Origin of the sequence: Massilia putida, from assembly GCF_001941825.1 — a bacterium.
Taxonomy (GTDB): Bacteria; Pseudomonadota; Gammaproteobacteria; order Burkholderiales; family Burkholderiaceae_D; genus Telluria; species Telluria putida.
In genome coordinates, this window is record NZ_CP019038.1 from 3,344,278 (window position 1) to 3,360,416 (window position 16,139).

Annotated in this window: 18 protein-coding genes; 9 read left to right on the top strand and 9 right to left on the bottom strand. The window is 64.3% G+C overall.

The window, feature by feature from the left end:
* Nucleotides 1-132: 132 nt before the first annotated feature.
* The 5 genes from fba to BVG12_RS17085 form a co-directional block, all read right to left on the bottom strand.
* Complete coding sequence (gene fba, locus BVG12_RS17065; protein WP_056124652.1) at nucleotides 133-1,197, bottom strand: class II fructose-bisphosphate aldolase; 1,065 nt, start codon at nucleotides 1,195-1,197, stop codon at nucleotides 133-135.
* 162 nt (nucleotides 1,198-1,359) lie between these two features.
* A complete protein-coding gene (gene pyk, locus BVG12_RS17070; protein ID WP_075793441.1) occupies nucleotides 1,360-2,808 on the bottom strand; it encodes a pyruvate kinase in 1,449 nt (482 codons plus the stop codon).
* A gap of 58 nt (nucleotides 2,809-2,866) precedes the next feature.
* Entirely contained in the window at nucleotides 2,867-4,072 is a 1,206-nt protein-coding gene (locus BVG12_RS17075; RefSeq protein ID WP_075793442.1) for a phosphoglycerate kinase, read from the bottom strand.
* A 40-nt stretch (nucleotides 4,073-4,112) separates the two neighbouring features.
* Entirely contained in the window at nucleotides 4,113-4,457 is a 345-nt protein-coding gene (locus tag BVG12_RS17080) for an AzlD domain-containing protein (protein WP_075793443.1), read from the bottom strand.
* The gene (locus tag BVG12_RS17085) at nucleotides 4,450-5,205 is read right to left on the bottom strand and encodes an AzlC family ABC transporter permease (RefSeq protein ID WP_229503906.1); all 756 of its coding nucleotides are present in this window, start codon (nucleotides 5,203-5,205) and stop codon (nucleotides 4,450-4,452) included. Before BVG12_RS17085 ends, BVG12_RS17080 begins: the two co-directional genes overlap by 8 nt.
* Before the next feature lie 313 nt (nucleotides 5,206-5,518).
* Here BVG12_RS17085 and BVG12_RS17090 point away from each other — a divergent pair, with 313 nt between their 5' ends.
* The 3 genes from BVG12_RS17090 to BVG12_RS17100 are packed head-to-tail and all read left to right on the top strand — an operon-like array spanning nucleotide 5,519 to nucleotide 7,354.
* Entirely contained in the window at nucleotides 5,519-5,713 is a 195-nt protein-coding gene (locus tag BVG12_RS17090; RefSeq protein WP_036236204.1) for a zinc-finger domain-containing protein, read from the top strand.
* A 23-nt stretch (nucleotides 5,714-5,736) separates the two neighbouring features.
* Nucleotides 5,737-6,738, top strand: a complete 1,002-nt coding sequence (locus BVG12_RS17095; RefSeq protein WP_075793444.1) for a YheT family hydrolase — start codon at nucleotides 5,737-5,739, stop codon at nucleotides 6,736-6,738.
* Between the two features lie 4 nt (nucleotides 6,739-6,742).
* A complete protein-coding gene (locus BVG12_RS17100; protein WP_075793445.1) occupies nucleotides 6,743-7,354 on the top strand; it encodes a DUF2946 family protein in 612 nt (203 codons plus the stop codon).
* 288 nt (nucleotides 7,355-7,642) lie between these two features.
* Here BVG12_RS17100 and BVG12_RS17105 read toward each other — a convergent pair whose 3' ends face one another.
* Nucleotides 7,643-9,238, bottom strand: coding sequence for a M48 family metalloprotease (locus BVG12_RS17105; RefSeq protein WP_075793446.1), 1,596 nt, complete (start codon nucleotides 9,236-9,238; stop codon nucleotides 7,643-7,645).
* Between the two features lie 96 nt (nucleotides 9,239-9,334).
* Between BVG12_RS17105 and moaC the strand changes: the two genes are divergently transcribed.
* A complete protein-coding gene (gene moaC, locus BVG12_RS17110; RefSeq protein WP_075793447.1) occupies nucleotides 9,335-9,820 on the top strand; it encodes a cyclic pyranopterin monophosphate synthase MoaC in 486 nt (161 codons plus the stop codon).
* 25 nt (nucleotides 9,821-9,845) lie between these two features.
* Here moaC and BVG12_RS17115 read toward each other — a convergent pair whose 3' ends face one another.
* Together BVG12_RS17115 and BVG12_RS17120 are read right to left on the bottom strand one after the other, a co-directional pair.
* Nucleotides 9,846-10,598, bottom strand: coding sequence for a S1 family peptidase (locus BVG12_RS17115; protein WP_075793448.1), 753 nt, complete (start codon nucleotides 10,596-10,598; stop codon nucleotides 9,846-9,848).
* Nucleotides 10,599-10,632: 34 nt separating this feature from the next.
* Complete coding sequence (locus BVG12_RS17120; RefSeq protein WP_075793449.1) at nucleotides 10,633-11,049, bottom strand: VOC family protein; 417 nt, start codon at nucleotides 11,047-11,049, stop codon at nucleotides 10,633-10,635.
* Nucleotides 11,050-11,248: 199 nt separating this feature from the next.
* On the opposite strand from BVG12_RS17120, the gene pqqA reads away from it, so the two are divergent.
* From pqqA to pqqE, 5 genes are read left to right on the top strand one after another with little or no spacing between them, the layout of a single operon-like run.
* Entirely contained in the window at nucleotides 11,249-11,323 is a 75-nt protein-coding gene (gene pqqA, locus BVG12_RS35845) for a pyrroloquinoline quinone precursor peptide PqqA (RefSeq protein WP_075796420.1), read from the top strand.
* Between the two features lie 48 nt (nucleotides 11,324-11,371).
* The gene (pqqB, locus tag BVG12_RS17130) at nucleotides 11,372-12,280 is read left to right on the top strand and encodes a pyrroloquinoline quinone biosynthesis protein PqqB (RefSeq protein WP_075793450.1); all 909 of its coding nucleotides are present in this window, start codon (nucleotides 11,372-11,374) and stop codon (nucleotides 12,278-12,280) included.
* Nucleotides 12,277-12,969, top strand: coding sequence for a pyrroloquinoline-quinone synthase PqqC (gene pqqC / locus BVG12_RS17135; RefSeq protein WP_075793451.1), 693 nt, complete (start codon nucleotides 12,277-12,279; stop codon nucleotides 12,967-12,969). The genes pqqB and pqqC overlap by 4 nt, the downstream gene beginning before the upstream one ends.
* 11 nt (nucleotides 12,970-12,980) lie before the next feature.
* The gene (gene pqqD, locus BVG12_RS17140; protein WP_075793452.1) at nucleotides 12,981-13,244 is read left to right on the top strand and encodes a pyrroloquinoline quinone biosynthesis peptide chaperone PqqD; all 264 of its coding nucleotides are present in this window, start codon (nucleotides 12,981-12,983) and stop codon (nucleotides 13,242-13,244) included.
* A gap of 7 nt (nucleotides 13,245-13,251) precedes the next feature.
* The gene (pqqE, locus tag BVG12_RS17145; protein WP_075793453.1) at nucleotides 13,252-14,397 is read left to right on the top strand and encodes a pyrroloquinoline quinone biosynthesis protein PqqE; all 1,146 of its coding nucleotides are present in this window, start codon (nucleotides 13,252-13,254) and stop codon (nucleotides 14,395-14,397) included.
* Here pqqE and BVG12_RS17150 read toward each other — a convergent pair.
* Entirely contained in the window at nucleotides 14,382-15,854 is a 1,473-nt protein-coding gene (locus BVG12_RS17150; protein WP_075793454.1) for a DUF4214 domain-containing protein, read from the bottom strand. The genes pqqE and BVG12_RS17150 overlap by 16 nt on opposite strands.
* Nucleotides 15,855-16,139: the final 285 nt, after the last annotated feature.

Sequence of the window (16,139 nt, forward strand, 5' to 3'; positions counted from 1 at the left end):
CTATCGTCGTCAAAAGCAACGATGAGCTCGCAGGAATGGCCGTCGCCCCTGCGGAGGCAGGGGCCCACTTCGTGGCTCAGCTGATGAAATTGGGTCCCCGCCTTCGCGGGGACGACGGGTTACTGCAAACTATTACTGAACGATCTGCGCCAGTTCGCCAGCTTTATAGCGCTCAGCCATTTTCTCCAGCGGAATCGGCTTGATCTTGGCGGCCATGCCTTCGCAGCCGAACGAGATATAGCGTGCCTTGCAGATCTGCGTCGCGGCTTCGCGCGCCGGCTTCAGGTAGTCGCGCGGGTCGAACTTGGACGGGTTCTCGAACAGGTATTTGCGGATCGCGGCCGTCATCGCCAGGCGGATGTCGGTGTCGATATTGATCTTGCGGACGCCGTGCTTGATGCCTTCCTGGATTTCCTCGACCGGCACGCCATAGGTTTCCTTCATGTCGCCGCCGAATTCGCGGATGATGGCCAGCAGCTCCTGCGGGACCGACGACGAACCGTGCATCACGAGGTGCGTGTTCGGGATGCGCGCGTGGATTTCCTTGATGCGGTCGATGGCGAGGATGTCGCCGGTCGGCTTGCGCGTGAATTTGTAGGCGCCGTGCGAGGTGCCGATGGCGATGGCCAGCGCGTCGCACTGGGTGCGCGCGACGAAGTCGGCGGCCTGCGCGACGTCGGTCAGCAGCTCTTCGCGGGTCATGGTGCGGTCCGCGCCGTGGCCGTCTTCCTTGTCGCCCTTCATCGTTTCCAGCGAACCGAGCACGCCCAGTTCCGCTTCGACGGTGACGCCGATCGAGTGCGCGAACTTGACGACTTCCTTCGACACCTCGACGTTGTAGTCGTACGAGGCGACGGACTTGCCGTCCGCTTCGAGCGAACCGTCCATCATGACGGACGTGAAGCCGGAACGGATCGCGGCCATGCAGACGGCGGGCGACTGGCCGTGGTCCTGGTGCATCACGACCGGGATGTGCGGGTAGGCTTCGACGGCGGCGTCGATCAGGTGGCGCAGGAAGGCTTCGCCGGCATATTTGCGGGCGCCGGCCGAGGCCTGCATGATCACCGGGCTGCCGGTCTGGTCGGCCGCGGCCATGATGGCCTGGACCTGTTCCAGGTTGTTGACGTTAAACGCCGGGAGGCCGTAGCCGTGTTCGGCGGCGTGGTCCAGCAGTTGACGCATTGATACGAGTGCCATGGTTTAGCTCCATAGGAATAAAGAAACCTTTCCGGGTCTCACACCTGCTGCGCGCGCATGCGCCTGGCCTCGCGCGACAGGCGCGTCAGCCATGCACATCTTTCGTTCGACATGCGGCGCGGCCGCGGGTTGCGGCCGCGCGCTCAGGTGTTGAGCTCCCTCTTAATCAAATTCCCCGACGCGAACGATCTTCAATGCGTTCGTACCGCCGACCTGGCCCATCGGCTCGCCCCACGTGACGACGATCATGTCGCCCTTCTTGACGATGCCGTTGGCCACCATCAGGTCTTCCGCCTGTTTCAGGACGGCGGCGCTGTCGCCGCGCTGAGTCAGGTGGTACGCATGCACGTTACGATACAGCGATACCTTGCGCTGGGTGGTGACGCTTGGCGTCAGGGCATAAATCGGGGTGTCGACGTGGTGACGGCTCATCCACAGCGCGGTCGAACCGGATTCGGTCAGCGCCACGATCGCCTTCACGCGCAGGTGGTGCGCGGTGAACAGGGCGCCGTACGCGATCGACTGGTCGATGCGGGTGAACTGCACGTTCAGGAAGTCGGCTTCGAGTTTGTTGTATTCGGAACGCTCCGCTTCGACGCAGATCGCGGACATCATCTCGACCGTCTCGACCGGCCACTTGCCGGCGGCGGTCTCGGCCGACGTCATCACGGCGTCGGTGCCGTCCAGCACGGCGTTCGCCACGTCCGACACTTCGGCGCGGGTCGGCACGGCGTTGACGATCATCGATTCCATCATCTGCGTGGCGGTGATGGCCAGCTTGTTGGAATCGCGCGCCATGCGGATCATGCGCTTCTGCAGCGCCGGCACGGCCGCGTTGCCCACTTCGACGGCGAGGTCGCCGCGGGCGACCATGATGCCGTCGGAGGCGTCCAGGATTTCCTGCAGCACCGGAATCGCTTCCGCGCGCTCGATCTTCGCGATCATCATCGGCTTGTGGCCCGACGGCTCGCCGGCGATGTTCGCCAGCTGGCGCGCCATTTCCATGTCGGTCGCCGTCTTCGGGAACGAGATCGCCAGATAATCGGCCTGGAAGGTCATCGCGGTCTTGATGTCTTCCATGTCCTTCGCGGTCAGCGCGGGCGCCGTCAGGCCGCCGCCCATGCGGTTGATGCCCTTGTTGTTGGACAGGTCGCCGCCCACCTTGACGATGGTGTGGATCTCGCTGCCGGCCACGCGCTCGACGATCAGCACGATCAGGCCGTCGTTCAGCAGCAGCGTGTCGCCCGGGCGGACGTCGTTCGGCAGGGCCTTGTAGTCGAGGCCGACGCGCTCCTGGTTACCCAGCTCGCCGTTCTCGCCCCAGCGGGCGTCGAGAATGAAACGGTCACCATTGTTCAGCAGGATCTTGCCTTCTTCGAACTTGCCGACGCGGATTTTCGGACCCTGCATGTCGGCCATGATCGCCACTTCGCGACCGCACTCGGCGGCGGCGCGACGCACCAGGTTGGCGCGGTCGATGTGGTCCTGGGCGCGGCCGTGCGAAAAGTTCAAACGCACGATGTCCACGCCTGCACGGATCATGCGGACGAGCGTATCGAAGTCGGAGGAAGCGGGGCCGATGGTTGCGACGATCTTGGTACCACGAGACATTGATCTATCCTTGAAGTGAAAAGCGCAGCCCGTGGACTGCGCTGGTGACCGTGAGGTGTTATTTCGCAGCGCTACGCTGCAGCAGGATCTCCACAGCCGGCAGCGTCTTACCTTCGAGGAACTCGAGGAAGGCGCCGCCGCCGGTCGAGATATAGCCGATCTGGTCGGCAATATTGTATTTTGCGATCGCGGCCAGGGTGTCGCCGCCGCCGGCGATCGAGAAGGCCTTCGAGGCGGCGATGGCCGCGGCCAGGGTCTTCGTGCCTTCCGCGAACTGGTCGAACTCGAACACGCCGACCGGGCCGTTCCACACGATGGTGCCGGCCTTGCCGATCTGCTCGGCCAGCTGGGCCGCGGTCTTCGGGCCGATGTCGAGGATCATGTCGTCGTCGGCCACATCCTTGACGTCCTTGATGGTCGCGGCGGCCGTCGGCGAGAATTCCTTCGCGCACACGACGTCCACCGGGATCGGCACCGTCGCGCCACGGGCGGCCATCTTGTCGATGATGGATTTCGCCTCAAAGACGAGGTCCGCTTCCGCGAGCGATTTGCCGATGTTCAGGCCCACGGCCTTCATGAACGTGTTGGCGATGCCGCCGCCGACGATCAGGTTGTCGACCTTGTCGGCCAGGCTCTGCAGGATCGACAGCTTGGTCGACACCTTGGAACCGGCGACGATGGCCAGCAGCGGACGCTGCGGTGCGCCCAGCGCCTTGCCCAGCGCGTCCAGCTCGGCCGCCAGCAGCGGACCGGCGGCGACCACCGGCGCGAACTTCGCGATGCCGTGCGTGGTCGCTTCGGCGCGGTGCGCGGTGCCGAAGGCATCGTTCACATAGATGTCGCACAGCTTGGCCATCTTCTGGGCCAGCTCGTCCGAATTCTTCTTCTCGCCCTTGTTGACGCGGCAGTTTTCCAGCAACACGACCTGGCCCGGCGCGACATCGACGCCATCGACCCAGTTCTGCTTCAGCTCGACCGGCTGGCCGAGCAGCTCGGACAGGCGCTTGGCGACCGGCGCCAGGCTGTCTTCCGGCTTGAACTCGCCTTCGGTCGGGCGGCCCAGGTGCGACGTGACCATCACGGCCGCACCCGCATCAAGCGCAGCGCGGATCGCGGGAACCGAAGCGCGCACGCGCGTGTCTTCTGTAATGTTGCCGGCGTCGTCCTGAGGAACGTTCAGGTCCGCGCGGATGAAGACGCGCTTAGCCTTAAGCGCGCCTTGGTCGATCAGGTCTTGCAAGCGGGTGAAATTGAGAACGGCCATTGTCACAGTCGGTGGAATGTTTAAAAAACGCTATTTTACCTTAGAGGCCGTTGTGGAAAACATCAGAAACGCGCAGGACAGTGAATACCAGCATGCCGACTACGATGGTTTGCAACATGTTCCGCCGCCACAGGTAATAGGCCAGCGCAACGATACCGGCCAACAATTTCGGGTTCGTGACGGCCAGCTGGATGTCGCCTTGCGGTCCCAGCATGAAGTCCGGAGCGACGATCGCGGCCAGCGCGCAGGCCGGCGCAAAGCGCAGCATTTCCTGCACGCGCCGGGGAATCGTCACGCGGTGGCCCACCATCCACAAGGCGCTGCGGGTGCTGGCCGTGGCCACGCCCAGCACGGCGATGACGGTCCAGATGTCCCAGTCAGCCATGGCCCACCTTGCGGCGTCCGCGCGTTTCCTCGACGACGATGGCGGTAACCATGCCGACCAGCACCGCGACCAGCAAGCCGAGCTTGTATGGCAAACCATGCGCCAGCACCGACACGATGCTCGCCACGAGCACGCCGCACAGGGCGGCGCCGTTGATGATCAGGGGCACCAGGATGCACAGGATGGCGAGCGTGCCGGCAAACCCCAGCTGCCATTCGGTCGGGACGGCGCTGCCCAGGAAGATGCCGACGAACGTGCCGACCTGCCAGGCGACCCAGCTCGGATACAGCAAGCCCTTGAGGAACGACAGCTTGCCCCGTTCGGGCGCCGTCCGGGGGTAGCGCTGCAGGAAGAGCGCGGTCGTCAGGTCGCCGGAGATATGACCGAGATAAAAACGCTGGAACAGCGGCAGTTGCGAGAAATGGGGCGCGAGCAGCGCGGAGAAAATGACGAAACGCAGGTTGACGACGAAGGCGGTGGCGAAGATGACCCCGACGGGCGCGCCGGCGGCGATCAGTGGCAGCGACGCCAGCTGGGCCGAGCCGGAATACACGACGAGGGTCATGGCGCTGGCCTGCAGCACGGTGAGGCCGCTCTTGACCATCGCGACCCCGACCACCATGCCCCACGCGCCGAGGCCGAACAGCGTCGGCAGGCCGACCTGGAAGCCTTCGCGCCAGGCCGCCGGGTCATGGCCGTCGACGTCGTTGCCACGTTCCATGCCCGGGTCCAGGCGTGCTCCGTTCATGTCGCGTTCCTGCAACAAAAACGGAAAACAGGCATGGCGGACGGGCGACGTTCGGACATGAAACGATGTGGTGAAAAAGCGTGAAGATTTCCTTGCCGGAATTCTACTCAACAGTGTTAAGGCCGCTATTCTACCGGACCATTCCGGCAATCAGGTCGAATCCGTTAGAATCGTGGTTTTGGGAATGCCGAGATACCGGGCGAGCGACGCCGGAGCGCCATGGATAGCTAAGGTAAGTAAATACCGTGCGCATGGCAAGCCTGCACAGTCCGGTCCGGAATTCCCCTTGCCAAACTAGTTGACGGAGAAATCAATGAACGACAAGACCATCCCGGTCGTGGAACTGGAAGCGAAGGACCTGCCGGCTTATTGCCCGAACCCGGCCATGCCGCTGTGGTCGTCCCACCCGCGCGTCTTCCTGGATTTCGATCATGACGGCAATGCCAAGTGCCCGTACTGCGGCACCCAGTACCGCCTGAAGCCGGGCACGGTGCTGGCGCATCACTGATTCCCTTCTACCGGGAGCTTGCCGTGAACCAAGCGGGCGCAGCAGACTTCCGGGCCCCCTGGTGGCTGCCGGGCGGTGATCTGCAGACGATTTATCCGGCCGTCTGCATCCGCAAACCGGCCGTCGCCTACCGGCGCGAGCGCTGGGACACGCCCTGCGGCCAGGATTTCATCGACGTCGACCTCGTCGACGGCGCCACGGCCGGCGTCCCCTTCGTGCTGCTGTTCCACGGCCTGGAAGGCTCGTCGGACAGCCACTACGCGCGCTCCCTGATGGCGCTTGTTGCGGCGCGCGGCTGGCATGGCGCCATCCCGCACTTCCGCGGCTGCTCGGGCGAGGCGAACCTGGCGCCGCGCTTCTACCACTCGGGCGACGCCGAAGAACTCGACTGGATCATCCGCCGGCTGCGTCCCCGTTATCCCGGTCCGTTCTACGTGGCCGGCGTGTCGCTCGGCGGGAACGCCCTGCTGCGCTGGCTCGGCGAACAGCGCCATGGCGCGGGCATCGTCGACGCGGCCGTGTCCATCTCCGCCCCGCTCGACCTGGCGGCCGGCGGCGCCGCGCTGTCGTCCGGCTTCAACCGCCTGTACACGCGCATGTTCCTGCAGACCTTGAAACCGAAGGCGCTGGCCAAGCTGGAGCGCTTCCCCGGCCTGTTCGACCGCGACCGGCTGCTCGCCGCAAACGATTTATACAGTTTCGACAACGTCGTCACCGCTCCGCTGCACGGCTACCGCGACACGGACGACTACTGGCACCGCGCCAGCGCGCGCCACGTCCTGCACGACATCGTCGTCCCGACGCTCGTGCTGAACGCGCGCAACGACCCGTTCCTGCCCGGCCGCCACCTGCCGCGGACGGCCGCGCCCGCGGTGACGCTGGAATATCCGGCGACGGGCGGCCATGTCGGCTTTTCCACGGGCCCCTTCCCTGGCCGCTTGGACTGGCTGCCGCAACGCATCCTGAAATTTTTCGACGACACGGCCATGCGCGCGCCGGCGCCTGTGCGGCTGTGCCAAGCTTGAACCCATGGACGACATCGTAAAACAAGCAATGGCCAAATGGCCGAACGTGCCGTACTGCTACGGCTGGCTGGCACTGGACGCGCGCGGCACTTGGCGCATGCGCGACGAAGCGGCCCAGCGCGCGGGCACACCGGGCGACAAGCTGACGAATGCCGCGCTGGTCGGCTTCATCGCCCGCAATTATTTAGCGGACGAGCGCGGCTGCTGGTATTTCCAGAACGGTCCGCAGCGCGTCTACATCAACCTCGAGACGACGCCCTTCATCGCGCGCACCGATCCCGCGCAGGGGCTGGTGCTGCACACGGGTCAACCGCTGGGCGCGCCGGACGAGGCGTTCCTGACGGACGCCGGCGGCATCGTGCTGCGTGCCGGCCAGACGATCGCGCAAGTGGACGACCGCGACGCGGGGCAATTGCTGCAGGCGTTCGCACTGGACGGCCGTCCCGCCACGGATGAAGACGTGATGGCGTGGCTGGAAGGCGGCGCGGGCGAGCTGAGCTTACGCTGGCAGGAGCGGCGCATCGGCGTCGGACGGATCGCGGCGGATGACGTGCCCGGCCGCTTCGGGTTCGTGCGGCGGCCGGATCTGGCGCAGCCATCAAAACCAGCTCATTGACACGTCGTTCCCGCGCAGGCGGAACCTAATTTCGCTTGGTGGACGGCGCAAAACCTGGGCCTCCGCCTCCGCAGGGGCGACGTAGTTTTCTTGTGCCCCCGCCTGCGCGTGGGCGACGTGGTTTCAGGTCACCGGTCCTTGTCCTTCTTCGCTTGGTGGACGACGCAAAACCTGGCCCCCGCCCGCGCGGAGGCGACGTAGTTTCAAGTCACCGGTCCTTGTCCTTCTTCGCTTGGTGGACGACGCAAAACCTGGCCCCCGCCTGCGCGGAGGCGACGTGGTTTCAAGTCACCGGTCCTTGTCCTTCTTCTCTTTCTTCTCGTCCTTCTGGCGCTCGTTCAACTCGCGTTCGCGCGCGTCGATCACGGCCTGGTCGTAGAACGACACATCCTTCGCCTTGCGCGCGAGATTGAGCTGGTCGACGGCCGCCGGCAGCGCACCCGTCAGCACATACGACTCCGCCAGCGCCATATGCTGCAAGGCGATCTTGCCCTGGGCCGCATAGGTCTTGGCCAATTGATCGTAGAGCTTGGGTTCTTCCCGGTATTGCTGCACCTGGTCGCGCAGGAACTGGGCGGCCTTGTCCAGCCGGCCGTCCGCGATCAACGCATCGGCATACTGGCGTGCCAGCATGCGCGACAGCGGGAATTTCTGGTACGCGGCTTCCGCTTCCTGCACGGCCTGGTGGACGATCTCCGGCGGCTGCCCCGGCGCCAGTTTGATCTCGGTGCCGAGGCCGGCAAACATGGCGCTGCCGTCCGTACCGCTGCGCTCGCTCGAGAACACGCCGGGCCGCGGCTTCGTCGACGCCTTCGCCTTGTCGAGCCAGCTCTGCGCCGACTTGAGGTCGCCCTGCTTCAACGCCAGGTATGACATGCCGTACATGGCGGCCGTCTGCTGCTGCGTGTTCGACTGGGCCAGCTGGCTCTCGAACGTCGATTTCGCTTCGTCGCGGCCTTTCTGGCTTTCGTCCTGCAGCACGCGCGCACGGGCGCGCACGAGGTGGAATTCGATGCTGTCCGGCCGGATGTGGATCGGCTTCGGATTCTCGCGGATGCGCGCCTGGATGTCGGCGATGCGCTCGCCCGTCAGCGGGTGGCTGCTGAGCCAGGCCGGCGCCTCGCCGTACACGCGCGTCGTGCTCTGCAGGCGCTTGAAGAAATTGACCATGCCCGACGTGTCGTAGCCGGCCGCGCGCATCGTCTGGAAACCGACGCGGTCCGCCTCGCGCTCGGCGTCGCGGCTGAAATTCAGCTGGCGCTGGATGGCCAGGCCCTGCCCGCCCATCATGACGCCCATCGCCGCATCGGCCCCGCCGCCGGCCTTGCCGACGAGCGCCGCCAGCAGCAGCGCGGCCAGCGGCAACAGCGCATCCTGCTTCTGCTGCCCGATCATGCGCGCGATGTGACGCTGCTGCACGTGGCCGATCTCGTGCGACAGCACGGACGCCAGTTCCGATTCGCTTTGCGCGGAGAGCAGCAACTGCGAGTGCACGCCGATGAACCCGCCGGGCAGCGCGAATGCGTTGATCATCGGATCGCGCACGGCGAAAAAGAAGAAATCGGCATTCGTCTCGCCACGCGCGCCGGGCGCGAACGACACGAGGTTTTCGCCGAAATTGTTCAGGAACTCGATGATCGCGTCGTCGTCCAGGTAATCGGGATCGCGGCGGATATCGTTCATGATCTCTTCGCCCAGCTTGCGCTCCATCACGGGCGACAAGTCGGCACGCGCCGTGTCGCCGAGCGTCGGCAAGCCGGTCGAATCGGCACTGCCGCGCAGCACGGGCACGGTGGGAGCCGCGAGGGAGCCGGCAGTGGCCACGGCGAGACCGACGGCCGCGGCGAGGCGGCGCCACGGCCACCTTGGTGAAAGCTGCAACATCGCTGAAATCGGGTTAGGTTTCACGATGCTATGATACCCGCTTCCCGGCCGTTGCCACTGCTGGGCCATATTTTGTGACTTCGTTCCCTCGACAACATGACAACATCTCCCCTGACCCACTTCGACGCCACCGGCCAGGCCCACATGGTCGACGTCGGCGCCAAGGACGCCACCCACCGCATCGCCGTCGCCGCCGGCACCATCCGCATGCAGCCGGCCACGTTGGCACTCGTGACGTCGGGCTCGGCCAAGAAGGGCGACGTGCTGGGCGTGGCGCGCATCGCGGCCATCATGGCAGCCAAGCGGACGAGCGATCTGATTCCCTTATGTCATCCGCTGGCCATCACCCGGGTTGCGGTCGATTTCGAGATCGATGAGGCGAATCACAGTGTGCATTGCCGGGCTCAGGTCGAGACGTATGGCAAGACCGGCGTCGAGATGGAGGCGCTCACTTCTGTCCAGGTGGGCTTGCTGACCATTTATGACATGTGCAAGGCGGCGGATCGGGGGATGGTCATGACGAATATCCGCGTGCTGGAAAAGCACGGCGGCAAGTCCGGCGACTGGACAGCCCAGGTATAAGCAGCCACCGGCCTCGACGACGACACTATAAGCCGGCCTGTTTATTAAATAGCTTGTTCCTGTTGTGTTCGATGCACTCGTGAATCGGTTCCGCCGTCAGGATCGTCATAAACCCGAGCTCTACAGGCTCGTTGTTTTTGCCGAGACTCTCGGTAACAAGACCCAACGCCATCGTTCCGGCGCCAACCGGAAGGCTTTCGTTAAAACGCACAATTGCTGGACCGCCACTGAAACCGCCGCGGGCCATCGAGGACACGATGTAATGGTCGAACACGTGGTCATAACGTTTTACGCATGCATTGACCTCACCTAACGTGGCGACGAGGATCGGTTCGCGCGAGAACGGCACGGGCGGGAATCCCATGATGAGACACTCGTCGAGCAGGAAATCGTAATTCCCATAAGGCAATTCCTTGCAGTGAAACCCCAATTCGATCTCGGTGGGCGGATACCAAGTCAGCGTAAAGCAAGCGATGTCGATGTTCGGATTCGGATGGAAAAACGGTCCCGTGAATGGTAATTGCCTGCGCCGCGAGTCGTCGCCAACTTCATCTAACCGGCCGCTCACATTTTGTTGTGGGGGCACCTCGACAACATGGTTTACGCCGAGGATCTTTTGGCCATCGACGACATGACGCGCGGTGACGTAGATCCCGTCCCCTACGTGAAAAGCCGTGCCAATGCCTGGAATACCATCAGGACTTTCCACTTCCACGAAAGCAACCGCCGGCCCACATTCTCTGAACACCTGCCGATCCCATCTATTGTAATTCGACATATCGCTCCTTATTCTTTGACTCTGACATTACAAATTATGGCTCAGTAAGTAATTTTTCACATGTGGCCACCTCGCTCAACCGCGTCCCAATCCACCAATAATTCCCCTGCACATCCTGTACCCCCGCCGTCCGGTCCCCATAAGGCTGATCGCGCGGCTCGGACAGGCTGGTCGCCCCCTGATCCAGCGCCCGCGCATAGACCTTGTCGACATCCTCGACGTAGACGTGAACCGATGCGATCAGCTCCGCGCCCGGCCGGAATCCCACCATCAGCACCGAATCGCCGATCCGCACCTCCGCGTGCCGGATCGCGCCCTCGGCGTCGACCTGGCGCCGCAGTTCGACCGCGCCGAACGCGTGCGACAGAAAATCAAGCACGACACGCACGTCCTTGACCAGCAGATAGGGCGACACCGCGTTATAGCCATCCGGTTTGTATCCTGCGTCCATATCGTCTCTCCGTCATGTGGTTGGTCATCAAAACTGGACAATTCTGTCACAGCTGTATCGTCGTGCCATATAACTGTTCATCTTTGACACATCCGCGTCCCGAAATACACGCCGCGGATAAGTGGCATGGATATTGCGAATTCCTCCTTGACTGCGCGCCGCGCAATCACAACCACATTCATCGATCAAGGAGACAACCATGAACTGGACCAAACCGGAATTCATCGACTGGCGTTTTGGCTTTGAAATCACGCTGTACATCGCCAACCGCTGACGCAGCCAACCGCCCGCGGCACCCGCCGCGGGCTGACCGGATCCATCCATGAATATCATCGTATTAGGCTCGGCGGCCGGAGGCGGCTTCCCGCAGTGGAATTGCAACTGCCGCAATTGCGCGGGGCTGCGCAACGGCACCGTCCGCGCCACGGCGCGCACGCAATCGTCGATCGCGGTGTCGTCCAACGGGACCGACTGGGTGCTGATCAATGCGTCGCCGGACATCCTCGCGCAGATCCGCGCCACCCCCGCGCTGCAGCCCGCGCGGGACAAACGCGATTCCGGCATCGCCGCCGTCATGCTGATGGATGCGCAGGTCGACCACGTCACCGGCCTCTTGATGCTGCGCGAAGGGAGCACGCTGGCCCTGTACTGCACGGCGCCCGTCTGGCGGGAACTCAATGGCGCGCTGCCGCTCGTGCCTGTCCTATCGCACTACTGCGGCGTTCATTGGCATGAACTGCCGGTGGATAGCAGCCTGCACGTGCCGGGCATCGCCGGCATCCGCTTCACGCCGTTGGCGCTGTCCAGCAAGGCGCCGCCGTATTCCGACCATCGCGCGCATCCGCAAATCGGCGACAACATCGGCCTGCTGATCGAGGATCTCGCTACCGGCAAGTCGGCGTTTTATGCGCCCGGTCTCGGCGCCATCGATCCGCACGTGGAGGCCGCGCTGCGCCGCGCGGACTGCGTGCTCGTCGACGGCACGTTCTGGCGCGCGGACGAGATGATCGAACTCGGCTTTTCCAGCAAGACGGCCGCCGATATGGGCCACCTGCCGCAATCGGGCGAGGCCGGCATGATCGCGGTCCTCGACGGCATTGGCGCGCGGCGCAAGGTGCTCATCCACATCAACAACACGAATCCGATCCTGGACGAGGACTCGGAGCAGCGTGCCGTCCTCGCGCGTCACGGCATCGAAGTCGCGTTCGACGGCATGGAGATCACGCTATGACCACCGCCGCACCGTGGAGCCGCGACGAATTCGAGGCGCAATTGCGCGCACGCGGTGCCGGCTACCACATCCACCATCCGTTCAATGTCAACATGAACGACGGCCTGCTGCGTCCGGACCAGATCCGCGGCTGGGTCGCCAACCGGTTTTATTACCAGGTCAATATCCCGCAAAAGGACGGCGCCATCATTGCCAATTGCCCGGACCGCGCCACGCGGCGCCGCTGGGTGCGCCGCATCCTCGACCATGACGGCTGGGGAGATAACGACGGTGGCATCGAAGCATGGGTGCGGCTCGGCGAGGCCGTCGGGCTCACGCGCGAGGCGCTGTGGTCGCAACGGCACGTCGTGCCGGGCGTGCGCTTCGCCGTCGACGCGTACGTCAACTTCGCGCGTCAGGCGCCGTGGCAGGAAGCCGTCTGCTCGTCGCTGACGGAGATGTTCGCCCCCAGGATCCACAAGGACCGGCTGGCCAACTGGCCGACGCATTACGCGTGGATCGATCCCGACGGCTTGCAGTATTTCCGCAGCCGCATTTCGCTGGCCGAACGCGACGTCGAGCACGGCCTGGAAGTGACGCTCGGCCACTTCACCACCCGCGCCCAGCAGGAGCGCGCGCTCGAGATCCTGCAGTTCAAGCTCGACATCCTGTGGGCCATGCTCGACGCCATCGACAAAGCGTATCCGTAAGGAGGACTCCCATGCACACCGTTCCCGATCAACCCGCCTTGTCTCGCCTGTTCCGCATGCAATGGGAAGAGGCGCAAGGCCTGTATGTGCTCCTGTATCCGGAAGGTATGGTAAAGCTGAGCCGGAGCGCGGCCGAAATCCTGAAACGCTGCGATGGCCGGCGCACGGTGCCCGCCATCGTCGGCGAGCTCGAACAGGTGTTTCAGTGCGCCGGCCTGCGTGGCGACGTCGACGATTTCCTGCGCGTCGCCGGCGAGCGCGGCTGGATTGTCTGAGGCCGCCATGAACGCCCCGACACCGCATCCGCACATCGCCCCGCCGCTGTGGCTGCTGGCCGAGCTGACCTATCGCTGCCCGCTGCACTGCCCGTTCTGCTACAACCCCGTCGACTACGCCAATGACCGCACCGAACTGTCGACCGAGCAATGGATCGACGTGATGCGCCAGGCACGCCGGCTCGGCGCGGCCCAGCTCGGGTTCTCGGGCGGCGAGCCGCTGCTGCGGGACGATCTCGAAGACCTGGTCGGCGCAGGCCGCCGGCTCGGGTTTTATACGAACCTCATCACGTCCGGCATCGGCCTGACCGAAGCGCGCCTGGCCCGCATGAAGGAACTGGGGCTGGACCACATCCAGCTGTCGTTCCAGGACTCGACGCGCGCAATGAACGATTTCTTGTCGAGCACGAAGACGTTCGACCTGAAGGCGCGCGTCGCCAGGCTGATCAAGCAGTACGACTACCCGATGGTGCTGAACGTCGTCCTGCACCGTTTTAATCTCGACCACGTGGACAAGATCATCGACATGGCGCTCGAGATGGGTGTCGAGTACCTGGAACTGGCGAACACGCAGTATTACGGCTGGGCGCTCGTCAACCGGGCCCGGCTGATGCCGACGCGTGCACAGGTCGCGCATGCGGAAGCGGTGGTGAACGCGTACCGTGCGCGGATCGGCAACCGGATGCGCATCCTGTTCGTCGTGCCCGACTATTTCGAAGCGCGCCCCAAGGCGTGCATGAACGGCTGGGGCTCGGTGTTTCTCGGCATCGCGCCGGACGGCACGGCGCTACCCTGCCACGCGGCCCGCTCGCTGCCGGGCATCGCCTTTCCCAACGTGCGCGAGGCCAGCGTGCAAGACATCTGGTATGCCAGCGAGGCCTTCAACCGCTATCGCGGCGATGCCTGGATGAAGGATCCGTGCCGCACGTGCGACGACAAGGCGAGGGACTTCGGCGGCTGCCGCTGCCAGGCCCATGCGCTGACGGGGGACGCCACGAACGCGGACCCCGTGTGCGCGAAGTCGGCGCGGCATGAGGAGTTGCAGACCATCGTCATGCACGCGCAGCGGGAGCAGGAAGCAGCGGTGTGGCGACCGGCGCAGAAAATCGTGTTCCGGTCGGACGCCAATTCGCGCGCTCACCCCTGCCCGTAAGGCATGTACTCGAACCCGTTGCCGATCACGCCGATGAGGCCGGCCTTGTTTTCCGCGCTGTCACTGATGGATGCCAGGACGGAGGCGGTGCCGGCGACTTTGCTGTCGAGCACGCCGGCCCAGAAATCCAGGCCGCCCGGGTCGGGCGCGCGGTGCAGGATGTTTTCGTAGTATCGGGTGACCAGTTCGCGGTTCGACCCCACCCCGTCGTACGCTTTGTGGTATTCGGGCGAATCGAGGAAACCTTGGGCCACGCTTGCCAGGCTCTGGCCGTGATCCATCGCACGGATCCAATAGCCCAGTCCGCCCGCGTCCGGCGCGCGATTGAATGCGGCCTGGTAGATGCGGTAGACCTGCCCGCCGTTGCCGTCGATGTCCAGCGCGACGGTGGTGTCGCTGAAGGCGAGGCGTTCGACGCCCGTCAGCTGCTGGACCGTGCCCGCCTTGTCCGTGACGGTGTACGTGCTGCCGGTCGTGCCGATCCGCTGGATGGTCGCATCAAGATGCGTCATCGACAACCGGACCGTGTCGATGCCGGCGCCGCCGTCGACGGTATGGGCGCCGCCGAGCAGCGTGATCTGGTCGTTGCCGTCGCCGGCCATCACGCCCAGTTGCCCGCCGCCGCCCTTGAGGCTGATGCGGTCGTCGCCGGCGCCCGCCTGCAGCATCACGGCATCGTACAGGCGGCCCGGCAGGTCGACCGTGATGTCGTCGTCGCCGCCAAAATAGCGGAGGTCGCGCAATATCGCATCACCCAGCCCCTGATTCGCGTTCGCGCCCGCCGATACGCCGGTCAGTTGCAGCAGGCTGCCGTCGCGATACTGCTCCCGGTACGCGGTGAGGATGCCGTCGATCGCATTCGAACGGGTCGTATCGATATGAAAATTGCCGTCGGCGCTGCTCGTGGCAAGGAATTTGTCGGCGTCGACCGTGACGTTGGTGAAGGTCCCGCTCATGTCGCCTGCCGGCGTCAAGGTCAGGCTGCCTTGGAGCGAGATGGCGACGTTGCCAAACACGGGGTCGTAGCGCGGGCTGCCGACGGGCAGTTCGGTCGCGACGTGCAGGTACGTCAACAAATGGCCTTGCGCCGACGCGGTCGCGCTCAGGTTGTCGCCCGTCAGGGTGTAATCGAAATTGAACTTGCCTGCACCGGACATGGCGGCGACGCCGTTCTGTTCGAACGTGTAACCGGTGGCGCTGGCATGACCGCTGCTGGCGGCCGGATTGTCGCGCACGACGTTCGTGTAGGTTTCCGTCGCGCCGCTCGTGTAGCGGACGACCAGCGTCGTGCCGTCCAGCGTCCAGCCGACGGGCTGTCCAGGATCGGGAAGATCGCCGGGAGAACCAGCGACATCCACCAGCCCGCCCAGCGACTCGTCGAATGCGGCGTTCTGTTGTTCCAGCGCGTGCTGCTGGTCGACGACGGCTTGCGACAACCTGATGCTAAGCGTGGCCATGTTGCTCATCCTATTCGGCAAGTTCGGGCGGGGCACCAAAGGCCATTGTAACGAGATCAACAGTCGAAAAACTCACGAAAAATATCTTCCTGCCATGCAAAAGCTGATTGATTTGACACGGAACGTGACGGCCTTTGCCGGAAGTGTTGGGTAAACGCCCCAGATTGCGCCGGCATGTGGAAGACGCGTCGAATTATTGCCGCACATCAATTAACATTTAAGTGAAATTGTCACCCGCCGCTCGTCCGCATGCGGCTTTCCCGACTGTCTCCCTCTTTCAGGAGA

Bases quoted from the DNA above. Each gene is read 5' to 3' on its own strand.
- pqqE (WP_075793453.1), top strand. From the start codon at position 13,252: ATGAACGCCCCGACACCGCATCCGCACATCGCCCCGCCGCTGTGGCTG.
- BVG12_RS17115 (WP_075793448.1), bottom strand. From the start codon at position 10,598: ATGTCGAATTACAATAGATGGGATCGGCAGGTGTTCAGAGAATGTGGG.
- BVG12_RS17150 (WP_075793454.1), bottom strand. From the start codon at position 15,854: ATGGCCACGCTTAGCATCAGGTTGTCGCAAGCCGTCGTCGACCAGCAG.
- pyk (WP_075793441.1), bottom strand. From the start codon at position 2,808: ATGTCTCGTGGTACCAAGATCGTCGCAACCATCGGCCCCGCTTCCTCC.
- BVG12_RS17090 (WP_036236204.1), top strand. From the start codon at position 5,519: ATGAACGACAAGACCATCCCGGTCGTGGAACTGGAAGCGAAGGACCTG.
- BVG12_RS17120 (WP_075793449.1), bottom strand. From the start codon at position 11,049: ATGGACGCAGGATACAAACCGGATGGCTATAACGCGGTGTCGCCCTAT.
- pqqD (WP_075793452.1), top strand. From the start codon at position 12,981: ATGCACACCGTTCCCGATCAACCCGCCTTGTCTCGCCTGTTCCGCATG.
- BVG12_RS17105 (WP_075793446.1), bottom strand. From the start codon at position 9,238: ATGTTGCAGCTTTCACCAAGGTGGCCGTGGCGCCGCCTCGCCGCGGCC.
- moaC (WP_075793447.1), top strand. From the start codon at position 9,335: ATGACAACATCTCCCCTGACCCACTTCGACGCCACCGGCCAGGCCCAC.
- BVG12_RS17085 (WP_229503906.1), bottom strand. From the start codon at position 5,205: ATGAACGGAGCACGCCTGGACCCGGGCATGGAACGTGGCAACGACGTC.
- BVG12_RS17075 (WP_075793442.1), bottom strand. From the start codon at position 4,072: ATGGCCGTTCTCAATTTCACCCGCTTGCAAGACCTGATCGACCAAGGC.
- BVG12_RS17100 (WP_075793445.1), top strand. From the start codon at position 6,743: ATGGACGACATCGTAAAACAAGCAATGGCCAAATGGCCGAACGTGCCG.
- pqqB (WP_075793450.1), top strand. From the start codon at position 11,372: ATGAATATCATCGTATTAGGCTCGGCGGCCGGAGGCGGCTTCCCGCAG.
- fba (WP_056124652.1), bottom strand. From the start codon at position 1,197: ATGGCACTCGTATCAATGCGTCAACTGCTGGACCACGCCGCCGAACAC.
- BVG12_RS17080 (WP_075793443.1), bottom strand. From the start codon at position 4,457: ATGGCTGACTGGGACATCTGGACCGTCATCGCCGTGCTGGGCGTGGCC.
- pqqC (WP_075793451.1), top strand. From the start codon at position 12,277: ATGACCACCGCCGCACCGTGGAGCCGCGACGAATTCGAGGCGCAATTG.